We start from the raw sequence: 13,889 nt of genomic DNA, 5'->3' as shown, positions 1-13,889 counted from the left end.
GCCGGAGAGTTTTCGTGTGACACCGCGCGGGGTTCTCGCCCGATCCTTGGATCGATAGGAACCCGCCGCAGCCGATCAATCTTTGGGAGAGGATGATTGAAATGAACTGCATGCCATCCGCACGCAACCGCAGCACGCTGTCCGCCGGCATCGCCATCGCCTTGTTCGCGACGGCCGCCTCCACCACCGCCTTCGCCCAGCAGGCCGACGGCACGCCGGTCCCCACGGGTCAGGCGGAGGTCAAGGCCACCGACCTGGACGCGGTGACGGTCACCGGCTACCGCTACGCGATCGAGAAGAGCCTGGAGCAGAAGCGCAACGCCAATGCCGTGGTCGATGTGATCACCGCCGAGGACGTGGGCAAGTTCCCCGACAAGAACGTGGCCGATGCGCTGCAGCGCGTGCCCGGCGTGGTCATCACCCGCGACGGCGGCGAAGGCAAGAACGTCAGCGTGCGCGGCCTGTCCTCGGAGCTGGTGCTGACCGAATTGAACGGCAACTACATCGCCACCGCCGAGTCCAACGGCGACCCGACGCGCTCGTTCAACTACACGCTGCTGCCGTCGAACCTGCTCGGCAGCGCCGAGCTGTACAAGACACCGGAAGCGCGCATCGACGAAGGTGGCATCGGCGGCACGGTGATCCTGCAGACGCGGCGCCCGCTGGAGCTGGAGCCAAATTCCGGCTTCCTCTCTGCCGAGGGCGTGTGGTCGGACAGCAGCAAGAAGACCGATGGCCAGTTCTCCGGCTCGTACTCGTGGCACGACCAGGACAACCGTTTTGGCGTGTTCGTCGGCTATACGCAGCAGAAGCGCACCGCGCGCACGCTCAACGCCAGCACCGAGAGCTGGCAGTGGTACGGCCGCGACGAAGGCGGCCCGGCGGTCGACGTCAACGGCAATCCGTCGGACTTCAACGCCAACTGGTGGGGCGGCACCGGCTTCTGGGACCAGAACGGCAAGTACTACACTCGCTTCATGATGCCGACGGCGGTCAGCCTGGACGTCAAGCAGGAGGAACGCGAGCGCAAGGGCGGCCAGCTGACCTTCCAGTTCAAGCCGACCGACGACCTGACCCTGACCGCGAACTACTTCCGTTTCGACCTGTCGCAGAACTCGCAGACCAATACGGTCAAGATCCCCGAGTGGAGCATCGCGCGCTACTACGGCGACGGCAACTGGCGCGGCGGCCGCCTGCTCGACGGGCTGCAGTTCGATCCAAGCGGCACCATCGTCACCGGCGCCAATTACAGCCTGCATCCGGGCAAGGCCTACTACTGCAGCGAGGCGCAGGCCGCCGCGGCCGGCCTGCCGCCGGGCGGTTGGGGCTCGGACGACTGCACGGTGCCCACGCCGCAGATCACCGGCAGCTACAACATCGAGAAGTCGCTGTCGCAGACGGTGGACCTGGGCGGCGAGTGGCGCGGCGAGAAGGTGGACGTGTCGTTCAAGGCCGGCCGCACCTGGGCCAAGGGCGGGCCGGAACTGCAGTTCTCGCTGCCGATCAAGCCGCGCCGGCAGAACGCCGACGGCAGCTGGAGCAACGGCAACTTCGCCAGCGCCTGGGACCTGACCGGCACGCCAACCATGACCTTCTCGCCGGAGCTGATGCAGAACCTGCGCGACGGCATCCTGCAGGTCGACCTGGGTTCGACCGGCTCGTCCTGGACCCGCAACACCAATCAGCAGCAGTACGCGCAGATCGATACCACCTGGCACATGGACGGCGCCTTCTTCGACTCGCTGCAGTTCGGCCTCAAGCGCCGCGACGGCGGTATCCACCGCAACACCGGCAACAACTACTGGGTGTGCCCGGGCACCGACCCGAGCGACTACAACAACCGCTACTGGAACGGGCGCTGCAATGCGCTGGCCACGCAGTTCTCGCCGGACCTGCTGTTCTCGCTGGACAACCTGGCCGGCGGGGTGAAGTCCAGCGCGTTCCCGGCGATCAACTTCCCCGGCTACATCGGCTACTTGAACCAGACCTACGGCGCGATGCAGACCCGTAACGAAGACAACTTCGTCTACAACGTCGACGAGAAGATCTATTCGACCTACCTGCAGCTCAACTTCCACACCGAGCGCCTGCGCGGCAACGTCGGCGTGCGGGTGGCGCGCACCGGCCAGCATGCCGATTCCACCGACAAGGTGACCGCCTACAACGATTATTTCTTCGATGGTGCCGACGGCAATCCGCTGGCCTGTCAGCAGGGCGCGGCCATGCCCGCGGGCGCGCCAGCCGATACCTACTGCGGCACCGAAGGCTATTGGCGGCTGTCCGACACCGAGCAGCGCACCGAGTCGTTCGTGGTCAGTGCGCTGGACCGCAAGTACACCGACGTGCTGCCGAGCTTCAACCTGGCCTACGACCTGACCGAGAACCTGCTGCTGCGCGCGGCGGCGTCGAAGGTGATCGCCCGGCCCAGCTACAACGCCATTGCCGCGCCCGGCAGCCTGGAGTACTACAGCCCGGAATACGTGGCCGACCGACGCCTGACCGGCGGTGCCAGCGAGCAGGGCTGGTACGGTTCGGGCAGCAACAAGAAGCTGGAGCCGTACAAGGCCAACCAGTTCGACCTGGGGCTGGAGTGGTACTTCCAGCCGGGCTCGGTGGCGGGCGTGGGGCTGTTCCGCAAGAACGTGGAGAACTTCTCGGTCGACGTGATCAGCGACGTCAACATGCTGATCAACGGCCAGACGGTCACGGTGCAGAACTACAGCACCAAGGCCGGCGGCCAGGATGCGGTCTCGCAGGGCGTGGAGCTGTACGCGCAGCACACGCTGCCCTCCGGCCTCGGCGTGCAGTTCAACTACACCTACAACGATGCCAGCAAGGCCGCGGTGCGGCTGGAGGACGGCACCGAGGTCGGCAAGACCTCGATGCCGGGCAGCGCCAAGAACCAGACCAACCTCACCGTGTTCTACGAGACCGACCGGCTGCTGCTGCGCGCCTCGTACAACCGTCGCGGCGAATTGGTGCAGGGCCTGGTCAACGGCTTGAACGTGTACGAGGAGCCGTACTACCAGATCGATCTGAACGCGGCGTACAACATCACCCCGGCGCTCAGCCTCACCGCGTCGGTGCTCAACCTGACCAAGCAGGAGTCGCGCCAGCACCTGGGCGACGACACCCGGGCGCGCTTCTACACCGGCGGCTACGCCGGGCGGCTGGCGTACCTGGGGTTGACCTACAAGTTCTAAGCTGGCGCGTGTCGTGCCCATGCCTGCCGCGCGGCGGACGGCATGGGCGCGACGGTCCGGCGGCGGCCGGGCCACCGTTTTCGCCGTCCACGACCGCGCCGTCGCGCCGGTCGCGGTCGTTCACCACAGGACCTATCGCATGACGTGTTCCCCGTTGCCTTCCCTGCTGCGCACGCTCGCCCTGTCCTTGCTGCTGGTGACGCCGGCACTGGCCGCCGCGCCGCGGCTCAGTGCCGAGGTCAACACCTTCATCGGCAGCAAGGACGACGGCAACACCTTCCCCGGTGCGTCCGCCCCGTTCGGCATGATCCAGGTCAGCCCGATCGGCGCGCACTACGCCGGCTGGCGCTACGACGATCCGCAGATCCGCGGCTTCGGCCATTCCTTCCTGTCCGGTGCCGGCTGCTGGGAGCAGGGCGGGCAGGTCTCGGTGCTGCCGGTGACCGGGCGTATCGGTCCCGGCGGCGCGTTCGATACGGGCGACCCGAAGGCGTTCGACCACACTCGCTATGGCGCGCACTACCAGCACGACGGCGAGCGCGGCCAGGCCGGCTACTACAAGGTGCGGTTGACCGATTACGGCGGCATTGATGCCGAAGCGACCGCACTGACCCGCGCTGCGGCCGAGCGCTACACCTTTTCCACCTCGGGCGAGGGCCACGTGCTGGTCAATATCGGCCAGGCCAACGCCCGCCATACGGTCACCGGCAGCACCCTGAACGTGGTCGGCGACCGCGTCGTGGAAGGCAAGCTGGTGACGCAGAGCTTCTGCGGCGGCCACCAGTACACCACCTGGTTCCGCCTGGAGTTCGATCGCCCGTTCAAGGCCTTCGGCACCTGGGGCGAGGCCGGCGGCGTGCCGGGCTCGCGGCATGGCATGGAGGGCGAGGGCAAGCCCAGCGGCGCGTGGCTCACCTTCGACCTGAGCAAGGGCCGCGCGGTCACCGCCATCTCGGCGATCTCGCACGTGGACGCCGAGGGCGCACGCAACAACCTGCGCAGTGAGGGCATGGCCAATGGCCGCCTGCTCGGCTTCGATGCGATGCGCGCCCGTGCGCAGGAGGCCTGGGACAAGGAACTGGCCAGCGTGCGCGTGCAGGGCGCCAGCGGCGACGACCGCGTGGTGTTCTACACCGCGCTGTACCACGCGCTGCTGCAGCCGCTGACCGGCAGCGACGCCGATGGCCGTTACCGCGGCTACGACGACGGCATCCATCACGCCGACGGCTGGACCTACCACGAGTTCTTCTCGCTGTGGGACACCTATCGTGCGCAGAACCAGTTGCTGGCGTTGCTGCGGCCGCAGCGCGCCGCCGACATCGGCCGCTCGATCCTGGCGATCAATGCACAAGGTGGCTGGCTGCCGCGCTGGGGCTATGCCAACTTCGAGACCAACGTGATGACCGGCGATCCGGTCACGCCATTCCTGGTCGATCTGTGGCGCTTCGGCGCGCTGCAGGGGCGCGAGGCCGAGGCCTACACCGCACTGCACCGCAATGCGTTCGAGATGCCGCCATTGAATTCGCGCCACGCCGGGCGTTCCGGCAATGCCAATTACCTGGCGAAGGGCTTCGTGCAGTACGACCGCGCGTTTCCGTCCAAGGGCATGGATGTCGACCCGCACCACGGCGGCTCGGCGACGCTGGAGTACGCACTGGCCGACTGCGCGCTGTCGACCATGGCCGGTGCGCTGGGGCATGCCGAGGACGCGACGGTGCTGAATCGCCGTGGGCGCAACTGGCGTTCGATCTGGGATCCATCGGTGCGCGATACGCAGACCGGCTTCACCGGTTTCCCGCGGCCGCGCACCGAGGATGGGGCGTGGTACACGCCGCCGGACGGTCACTACGATCCGCGTTCGCAACACGGCTTCCACGAGGGCACGGCCTGGCAGTACCAGTGGCTGGCGCAGCAGGACGTGCCGGGCCTGGTGGAGGCGATGCACGGGCCGGAGCAGACCGCGCGCCGCCTGGATACGTTCTTCGCCTACGACGCGCTGCTGGCCGACCCGGCCGGCGCGGCGCGCAAGGAATGGGTGATGGGGCCGTACAGCTACTACAGCCAGTTCCGCTACAACCCCAACAACGAACCGGACCTGCATGCGCCGTGGATGTACACGCTGATCGGCCAGCCGTGGAAGACCAGCACCGTGCTGCATGCGGCGCAGACGTTGTTCACCAATGCGCCCAACGGCGTGACCGGCAACGACGACCTGGGCACGATGTCGGCGTGGTACCTCTTCAGCGTGATGGGCCTGTACCCGGCGGTGCCCGGCACCGGGCAGTTTCTGCTGCACGCGCCGCGCTTCTCGCGCATCGAACTGGACGTGGGGCCGGGCCGCACGCTGCGCATCGACGCGCCGCAGGCCGGGGATGGCAAGCTGCGCTACGTCGGTGGCGTGTCGCTGGATGGCCGTGCGCACGCGCCGGTGTGGCTGGATTGGGCGCAGTTGCACCAGGGCGGACGTCTGCGTTTCGACCTGCGTGACGCGCCACAGCCGCAGGGCTGGGGCACGCAGCCGCAGGACCTGCCGGTGTCGCCGTGCGCGGCGCCGCCGTCCGCCGCCAGCCTGGGCTGGCGCTGAGTCCGTGCCGTCGCGCGGCAGGCGCGCGCAGCCGATGGTTTACGCTGCGCATCTCGTCCGAAGGGAAGCGATCCGATGAGCCAGAAGCGTCCACCCGGAACCGGATCCGCAGGCTCCAAGGCGGCCAAGGCCGCCGCGCGCAAGGCGGCGCCGGTTGCGGCGGAGCATGCGGACAAGCCGAAAAAGGCCACAAAGACCGCACCGGCCGCCGCCGCGCGCGACCGCCAGCGGGTGGTGACCGTCACCGACATCGCCGATGCGGTCGGCGTCTCGCGCGCGACCGTGTCGCTGGTGCTGCGCGGCAGCCCGCTGGTGCATGCCGACACGCGTGCGCGCGTGGAAGCGGAACTGAAGCGGCAACGCTACGTCTACAACCGCGGCGCCGCCAATCTGCGCCGGCGCACTTCGACCTGCGTGGCCCTGGTCATCAACGACCTGGCCAATCCGTTCTTCGCCGAGTTCGCCGCCGGCGTGGACGAGGCGCTGGGCGAGCAGGGCTACGTGACCCTGCTCGGCAGCACCGGCGAATCGCCCGCGCGGCAGCAGGCCGTACTGGCCTCGCTGATGGAACACACGCCGGCCGGCGTGATCCTGTCGCCGGCCGAGGGCAGCGACGCCGCCGAACTGCACACGGTGCTGGACGCACGCGCGAACGTGCTGCTGTTCAACCGCGAACTTGCCGGCGCCGACGACTGGGGTTTCCTCGGCCTGGACAACCAGCGCGGCGCGCAACTGGCCACCGAGCATCTGATCGCGCTCGGCCACCGCCGTATCGCCTTCTACGGCGGCCATGCCGATTCCAGTTCCTGCCGGCAGCGCCGCGCCGGCCACGCGCAGGCGATGCGGCAAGCCAGGCTGCCAGTCGACCCGGCGTGGCTGATCGAGTCCGCGCCCAATCGCCTGGAAGCGGCCGCGCGCCACGGTGACCTGTTCGCCCACGACGCGCCGCCCACCGCGGCGGTCTGCTACAACGACACGGTCGCGCTGGGCCTGATGCTGGGCCTGCTGGCGCGCGGCATCCGCCCGGGCAAGGACTTCGCGATCACCGGCTTCGACGACATTCCCGAGGCGGCGGTGAGCACGCCCGCGCTGACCACGCTCGCCGCGCAGCCGCGCGCCCGCGGCCGCCAGGCGGCGCAGTTGGTGCTGGAGCGGCTGGATGCGGCCGCGCCTCCGCGCAGGACGATCGTGCCGGTGAGCCTGTCGGTGCGCGAGAGCAGCGGCGCGTCGGTCGCGCGCAAGCGCACCTAGCGCGGCGAACGCGGCGGCGGCCGCCGCGACGATGCGCGATGGCACTCGGTGCGCGCAGTGCCATCGCGACGCCCTCTCGACAGGGGCGGGCAGATAGTGGGTCTCACCCTCACAACGGCGCGTCCCGCGGGTTCGTGCTGAGCGAGCGCTTCGCCCCCTTCTTCCTTTCGTCGAGAGCCGTCTCATGCATCTGCAGACTGCACCGCGCCGTTCCGTGGTGGCCAACGCCTTCTACGGCCTGCTCAATCCCATTCCGTTCGGCTGCTTCGTCGCCGCGCTGATCTTCGATATCGTCTATGCCCGCAGCGGCGTGATCCTGTGGACGAAGGCGGCGGCCTGGCTGATCGCGATCGGGCTGGTCATCGCCATCGTGCCGCGCCTGATCAACCTGGTGCAGGTCTGGATCACTGCGCGGCGCTCCACGCTGCCGGTGGAACGGCTCGACTTCTGGCTGAACCTGCTCGCCATCGTCGCCGCCATCTTCAATTCCTTCGTGCACAGCCGCGACGCGTATGCGGTGGTCCCGGCCGGGCTCTGGCTCTCGATCGCCACGGTCGCGCTGTTGGCGATCGGGCATGTGCTCATCGCCATCCGCACCACGCCACGCGAGGGTTACGTCCATGGCTAAGCGCCTGTGCCTGTCCGTTTTCGCGCTGAGCGGCGCAGTGGCCCTGGCCGCCTGCGGCGGCAAGGCCTCGCTCGAGCCCACCCAGCAGGCGGGCAACGCGCCGCCGCTGCCGCAGCCGCGCAACTTCCTGCTGCCGCCGATGCAGGTTCCCGAGGGGGTGGGCTGGAAGGAGGGGCAAGCGCCCACGGTGGCGGCTGGCCTGAAGATCGAGAAGATCGCCGGCGGCCTGAAACATCCGCGCCAGCTGTACGTGCTGCCCAACGACGACGTGCTGGTGGTGGAGGCCAATTCGCCGGGGATGGAACCCGTCACCACGCCCAAGCAACTGATCGCGGGGCTGGTCCAGAGCCGCTCCGGCAAGAGCGCCAAGGGCGGCAACCGCATCACCCTGCTGCGCAGGACTGCGGACGGCCGGTGGGAACAGCATGCGTTCCTGAAGGGGCTGCACTCGCCGTTCGGGGTGCAGCTGATCGGCGATGCGCTGTACGTCGCCAACACCGACAACATCATGAAGTTCCCCTACGTCCCCGGCCAGACCGAGATCACCGCGCCCGGCACGCTGTTCGCCGATCTCCCCGGCACCATCGAGCACCATTGGACCAAGGCGCTGCTGGCCAGCCCCGACGGGCGCAAGCTGTACGTCGGCGTGGGCTCCAACAGCAACATCGGCGAGAACGGGCTGGACGTGGAGTACCGCCGCGCGGCCGTCCTGGAAGTGGACGTGGCCTCGGCAAGCAGCCGCATCTTCGCCTCGGGCATCCGCAATCCGACCGGACTGCAGTGGGAGCCGCGCACCGGCAAGCTGTGGGCGATCGCCAACGAGCGCGACGAGATCGGCGCCGACCTGGTGCCCGACTACCTGACCTCGGTGCAGGACGGCGGCTTCTACGGCTGGCCGTACAGCTACTACGGGCAGAACGTGGATGTGCGGGTCAAGGACCAGCGCCCGGACCTGGTGGCCAAGGCGATCAAGCCGGACTACGCGTTGGGCTCGCATGTGGCCGCGCTAGGCCTGTGGTTCTCCCGCGGCGATGCGCTGCCCGCCAAGTACCGCGAGGGTGCGTTCGTGGCCGAGCACGGCAGCTGGAACCGTTCGCCGCTTAGCGGCTATCAAGTGGTCTACGTGCCGTTCCAGCAGGGCCGGCCGGTCGGCCCACCGCAGACCGTGGTCAGCGGCTTCCACTCGCAGGACGAGTCGCAGCTATACGGCGCACCGGTCGGCCTGGCGCAGGACAAGGACGGCGCGCTGCTGATCGCCGACGATGTCGGCAACAGCGTCTGGCGTGTGCGCTTCTGACCGGTCGCAGGTTGTGCCGAGCACTGGCGAGCGGGTGGAGTGGTTCTGCGTGACGCTGGACCCATCGCTGTCTCCGGCCGCTGCCGAAGCGCGGCGGCACACTCGGGACTCTGCGCGGCCGGAACGCTGAGGCCATGTGGAACGAAAAAGCGATCTGCCCGACTTCGACTCGGCAGCGCGTTGATTCCACACACTTGGCACACCTTCAGTTCAGGCGTATCCAGTCCAGCGCCACCAGCATGCGGACCGCTTCGACGAGCGCTTGCTGCGTCTGTTCGGAATCGGCCGTGGTCCTGGAAGCGAGCAGGTGCGCATGCAGTTGCTGCGCGGGGAGCGCCTGCCCGGGATGCGCCACCTGCAGCCGGCGCGCGGCCTGGAACACCGTCATGATGTCCTCGGCCTGGTCGATGTTCCTGATCTGTGCGAACAGGTCCACGGCTTTCGCGATCTCGGTGTCGTAGGGCGCATACGCCGCGGCGAACCGCGCATGCTCCTTGTCGTACTGCGGCGAGGCGCGCAGTGCCATGGTCCGCCCCTGCGGCTGCTCCTGCAGCCAGTTGCGGTTGGCCAGGTCGGTCAGGATCGGCCGGACGTCGCCCTGGCGCGGGCCGCGGCCGGCAGTGCCGAAGGTCAGCCCGGTCGGTACGCCCAGTTCGGTCATGGCCCAGCAGAGCGTCTGGAACAGCGTGCGCCCGATCGGCCGCGCCTCCGGCCGGGCCTGCAGCCGCCGCAGCACTTCCATGATCGCGATCCAGCCCGGCTGGGGCGCCGTGCGTTTGCCAACGCCCTCGGTCGAGGCGTTTGCCGGCTGCGTCAGGAAGGCGGTTTCGAGTTGCGCCAGCGGCGTGCCGTACGGCGCATAGACCTCGATGTCGACCGGCAGGTGTGCCAGCGTGCGGTAGATCAACGGGCCGACCTCCTCCCAGGCCAGGCCGCCGTTGCCGCAGCCGAGCGGCGGCAGGGCAAGACTGCGCACGTCCCATTCGCGCAGATGCGCGGCGAGATAGTCCAGCCCTGCCGCGATGTCCTCCAGCCGCGACGGCGAGCGCCAATGGCGCTTGGTCGGGAAGTTGAGAATGCGGATGCCGCTGGCGTCGTCGTACAGATAGGGCTCGCCGATACGCACGCGGCCTTCCCGGCAGCGCACGGCATAGTCCTCGAACATCGCCGGATAGCGCCGCTTGAACGCCTGCGCGATGCCCTTGCCCATGATGCCGGCGCAATTGACCGCATTCGCGTGGACGTGGGCGTGGCTGGCGAACAGGTCGCCGATTCGTGCCTTGAACATGGTGTGATCCATCGATGGAGAGATCCCCGTGGTGGCGCCTGTCGCTTGCCCGCACTGAAGGGCACCCCGTGTGCGGATAGCGCTGCCTACCGCCTGGCCGAGAGAGGCCGGGCGAGATGCTGCCGACGTCAGCGCATGTGCGCACCTGGCTGTCCTGCAGCAAGGGGCGGCCAGGGCAGCAGCGGGGAGCGCGCAAGCATGCGGCAGCGGCGTCTCACCTCCTGAGATCGGGCGAGGCCAGGAGAAGAGGTGCGGCTCAGCGCCGATCGATGGCAGCGATTGTTTTTCGTGGGAGCGGCTTCAGCCGCGACAGGCATTCCCAGTGATGCCTCGTCGCGGCTGAAGCCGCTCCCGCAGGCGCTTGCGGCGAGCCAGTCGTGTGCACTGTGGGAGGGACTTCAGTCCCGACGCATTGCGCCATCGGAAAAGCACACCACGTCGAGCGGCGCGGCTGCACGACAGTCGACGGCCACAATGGCAGCGACAGCGCCGGTCTAGCTCTCGGCAGACGCACCACCGCCGCGTCGCGCACGCCAGCGCGCCACCCGCTCCTGCAGCCCCACCACGCAGACGAAGAATGCCGGCACGAAGAAGATCGCCAGCACGGTGCCGCTGACCATGCCGCCGAACACGCCGGTGCCGATGGCGTGCTGGGTCTCGGCGCTGGCGCCGCTGGCCAGCATCAGCGGCACCACGCCCAGGGCGAAGGCCAGCGAGGTCATCAGGATCGGGCGCAGGCGCAGGCGCGCGGCGTTGGTCGCCGCCTCGAGCAGGCCCTGGCCGTCGCGGTGCAGTTGCCGGGCGAACTCGACGATGAGGATGGCGTTCTTCGCCGACAGGCCGATGATGGTGATCAGGCCGACCTTGAAGAACACGTCGTTGGGCAGGCCGCGCAGCATCACCGCGGCCACCGCACCGAGCAGGCCCAGCGGCACCACCAGCATCACCGACAGCGGGATCGTCCAGCTCTCGTACAGCGCCGCCAGCACCAGGAACACCACCAGTGCCGACAGCAGCATCAGCAGCGGCGCCTGCGCGGCCGACTGCCGCTCCTGCAGCGATTGCCCGGTCCAGGCCACGGCGAAGCCCTGCGGCAGCTGCGCGGCCAGCCGTTCCATCTCGGCCATGGCCGCGCCGCTGGACACGCCAGGCGCGGCGCCGCCGGTGATGCGCACGGCCGGGAAGCCCTGGAAGCGCGCCAGCTGCTGCGGCGCGTCGGTCCAGGTGGCGGTCACCACTTCGCGCAGTGGCACCATGCCGCCCTCGGTGCTGCGCACGCGCAGGCCCAGCACGTCGTCCAGTTGCATGCGCGACGCGGCGTCGGCCTGCAGGATCACCTGCTGCATGCGCCCGGCGTTGGGGAAGTCGTTGACGTACAGCGAGCCCATCGCCGCCGACAGGGTGTTGCTGATCGCGGAGAACGGCAGGCCCATGGCTTCGGCATGCTGGCGGTCGATCTCCAGGCGGATGCTCTTGCCCGGCGGCAGCCCGTCCTGATACACGCCGCTGACCACCTTGCTGCCCGCGGCCAGTTGCAGCAGCTTCGCCTGCGCCGCCATCAGCGCGGCCTCGCCGCGGTTGCCGCGGTCCTGCAGGTACAGGGTGAAGCCGGAAGAGGTGCCGAGCTCGTCGATGGCCGGCGGCAGCAGGCTCATCACCGTGCCCTCGGGCAGGTCGGCCATGGCCTGCTGCACGCGGTCGGCTTCGTCGCTGGAGGTGGCGCCGTCGCGCTGGTCCCAGTCCTTGAGCATGGTGAAGGCCATGGCTGCGTTGGTGCCCGAGCCGGAGAAGCTGAAACCCAGGATCACCAGGTTGGAGGCCAGCGCCGGGCGCGTGGCGACGTGCCGCTCGAACGCCTCGACCACCGCCAGCGTGCGCTCGCTGGTGGCATCGGTGGGCAACTGGATCGAGGTCATGAAGTAGCCCTGGTCCTCTTCCGGCAGGAACGCCGAGGGCAGCACGCGCATGGCGAAGACCAACGCCACGCACAGGACCGCGAACACCGCCAGCACCCGCGCGCTGCGCCGCAGCAGCCGCGCTACGCGTGCGGCATAGCTGCCGGTCAGGCGCTCGAAGCCGCGGTTGAACGCGCCGAAGAATCCGCGCTTGGCATGATGGCCGGGCGCGATCGGGCGCAGCAGGGTGGCGCACAGCGCCGGGGTCAGGGTCAGCGCCAGGAACGCCGAGAACAGGATCGACACCGCCATCGCCAGGGTGAACTGCTGGTAGATCACGCCCACCGAGCCGCTGGCGAAGGCCATGGGGATGAACACCGCGGTCAGCACCAGGGTGATGCCGACCACCGCGCCGGTGATCTCGCGCATCGCCTTGGTCGTGGCCTGCCGCGGCGGCAGGCCTTCGCTGGCCATGATCCGCTCGACGTTCTCCACCACCACGATGGCGTCGTCGACGATGATGCCGATCGCCAGCACCATGCCGAACATCGTCAGCACGTTGATCGAGAAACCGGCCAGCAGCATCACCGCGAAGGTGCCCAGCAGTGCGATCGGCGCGACGATGGCCGGGATCAGCGTGTAGCGCACGTTCTGCAGGAACAGGTACATCACCAGGAACACCAGCACCATCGCTTCGAGCAGGGTCTTGACCACCTGCTTGATCGAGAGCTTCACGAACGGCGCGGTGTCGAACGGGATCGAATAGCGCATGCCGGTCGGCATGCTCGCGGCCAGTTCCGCCAGCCGTGCCTTCACCGCCTGCGCGGTGCGCACCGCATTGGCGCCGGGCGAGAGCTGGATCGCCGCGCTGGTGGCGGGAGCGCCGTCCTCGCGGTTGGAGAAGCCATAGGACTGTGCGCCCAGCTCCACCCGCGCCACGTCGCCCAGGGTCACCCGCGCGCCGCCGCTGTCGGCACGCAGCACGATGGCGGCGAACTGCGCGGGCGTGGTCAGTTGCCCGGCCACGGTCAGCGGCACGGTCAGGCGTTGTCCGCGCACGGTCGGCTCGTCGCCGAGGCGGCCGGGCGCGATCTGCGCGTTCTGCTGTTCGATCGCCTGCGCCAGTTCGGTCATGGTCATGCCGTAGGCGACGAGCTTGTCCGGGTCCACCCACACGCGCATGGCCTGCTCGGCGCCGAACAGCTGCACGCGGCCGACGCCGTCGATGCGCCGCAGTTCCTGCACGATGTTGCGGGCCAGGTAGTCGTTGAGCGCCACCTCGTCGTAGCGGCCGTCCGGCGAGGTCAGGCCGACCAGCATCAGGAAGCCGGACGCGGCCGATTCCACCTGCAGGCCGTTCTGCCGCACCGCCTGCGGCAGGCGCGGCTCCACCGCCTTGATGCGGTTCTGCACGTCCACCTGCGCCAGCTCCGCATTGGTGCCGGGCTTGAAGGTGGCGGTGATCTGCGCGCTGCCCGAGGTGTCCACCGTGGACTCGAAGTAAAGCAGGTTCTTGACCCCCGACAGCTCGCGTTCGACCAGGCTCACCACCGAGTCGTTGAGGGTCTGCGGCGTGGCGCCGGGGTAGGACGCGATCAGCGACACCGAGGGCGGCGCCACCGAGGGATAGCGCGCCACCGGCAGCTGGCCGATGGCCAAGGTGCCGAACAGCACGATGAACAGCGCGATCACCCAGGCGAAGACCGGGCGTTCGATGAAGAACTGTGGCATGGCGGCGTTCCC

7 protein-coding genes are annotated in these 13,889 nt (G+C 68.9%); 5 read left to right on the top strand and 2 right to left on the bottom strand.

Features of this window, described 5'->3' with window-relative positions:
• Positions 1-101 precede the first annotated feature (101 nt).
• The 5 genes from SLW55_RS16145 to SLW55_RS16125 all read left to right on the top strand — a co-directional run bounded on the left by SLW55_RS16145 (position 102) and on the right by SLW55_RS16125 (position 8,963).
• The gene (locus SLW55_RS16145) at positions 102-3,203 is read left to right on the top strand and encodes a TonB-dependent receptor (protein ID WP_320745396.1); all 3,102 of its coding nucleotides are present in this window, start codon (positions 102-104) and stop codon (positions 3,201-3,203) included.
• A 139-nt stretch (positions 3,204-3,342) separates the two neighbouring features.
• Positions 3,343-5,787 carry a GH92 family glycosyl hydrolase gene (locus SLW55_RS16140; protein WP_320745395.1) on the top strand — a complete coding sequence of 815 codons (2,445 nt, stop codon included), beginning with the start codon at positions 3,343-3,345 and terminating at the stop codon, positions 5,785-5,787.
• A gap of 75 nt (positions 5,788-5,862) precedes the next feature.
• A complete protein-coding gene (locus SLW55_RS16135; protein WP_320745394.1) occupies positions 5,863-7,038 on the top strand; it encodes a LacI family DNA-binding transcriptional regulator in 1,176 nt (391 codons plus the stop codon).
• A gap of 184 nt (positions 7,039-7,222) precedes the next feature.
• Positions 7,223-7,666 (top strand): DUF2231 domain-containing protein, encoded by a 444-nt coding sequence (locus SLW55_RS16130; protein ID WP_017915709.1) that lies wholly within the window; start codon positions 7,223-7,225, stop codon positions 7,664-7,666.
• Positions 7,659-8,963, top strand: a complete 1,305-nt coding sequence (locus SLW55_RS16125) for a sorbosone dehydrogenase family protein (RefSeq protein ID WP_267092850.1) — start codon at positions 7,659-7,661, stop codon at positions 8,961-8,963. Before SLW55_RS16130 ends, SLW55_RS16125 begins: the two co-directional genes overlap by 8 nt.
• 205 nt (positions 8,964-9,168) lie before the next feature.
• On the opposite strand, the gene SLW55_RS16120 is transcribed toward SLW55_RS16125, so the two are convergent.
• Entirely contained in the window at positions 9,169-10,251 is a 1,083-nt protein-coding gene (locus SLW55_RS16120; RefSeq protein ID WP_320745393.1) for a macro domain-containing protein, read from the bottom strand.
• 494 nt (positions 10,252-10,745) lie between these two features.
• Positions 10,746-13,877 (bottom strand): efflux RND transporter permease subunit, encoded by a 3,132-nt coding sequence (locus SLW55_RS16115; RefSeq protein WP_295964041.1) that lies wholly within the window; start codon positions 13,875-13,877, stop codon positions 10,746-10,748.
• Positions 13,878-13,889: the final 12 nt, after the last annotated feature.

The organism is Xanthomonas sp. LF06-19, from assembly GCF_034105425.1.
In the GTDB taxonomy this organism is placed as follows: domain Bacteria; phylum Pseudomonadota; class Gammaproteobacteria; order Xanthomonadales; family Xanthomonadaceae; genus Xanthomonas_A; species Xanthomonas_A sontii.
This window is presented reverse-complemented; position numbering and strand designations above follow the sequence as displayed.

What these genes read in the sequence shown, in the direction of transcription:
- SLW55_RS16145 (WP_320745396.1), top strand. Translation starts at nt 102, where the DNA reads ATGAACTGCATGCCATCCGCACGCAACCGCAGCACGCTGTCCGCCGGC.
- SLW55_RS16140 (WP_320745395.1), top strand. Translation starts at nt 3,343, where the DNA reads ATGACGTGTTCCCCGTTGCCTTCCCTGCTGCGCACGCTCGCCCTGTCC.
- SLW55_RS16135 (WP_320745394.1), top strand. Translation starts at nt 5,863, where the DNA reads ATGAGCCAGAAGCGTCCACCCGGAACCGGATCCGCAGGCTCCAAGGCG.
- SLW55_RS16130 (WP_017915709.1), top strand. Translation starts at nt 7,223, where the DNA reads ATGCATCTGCAGACTGCACCGCGCCGTTCCGTGGTGGCCAACGCCTTC.
- SLW55_RS16125 (WP_267092850.1), top strand. Translation starts at nt 7,659, where the DNA reads ATGGCTAAGCGCCTGTGCCTGTCCGTTTTCGCGCTGAGCGGCGCAGTG.
- SLW55_RS16120 (WP_320745393.1), bottom strand. Translation starts at nt 10,251, where the DNA reads ATGTTCAAGGCACGAATCGGCGACCTGTTCGCCAGCCACGCCCACGTC.
- SLW55_RS16115 (WP_295964041.1), bottom strand. Translation starts at nt 13,877, where the DNA reads ATGCCACAGTTCTTCATCGAACGCCCGGTCTTCGCCTGGGTGATCGCG.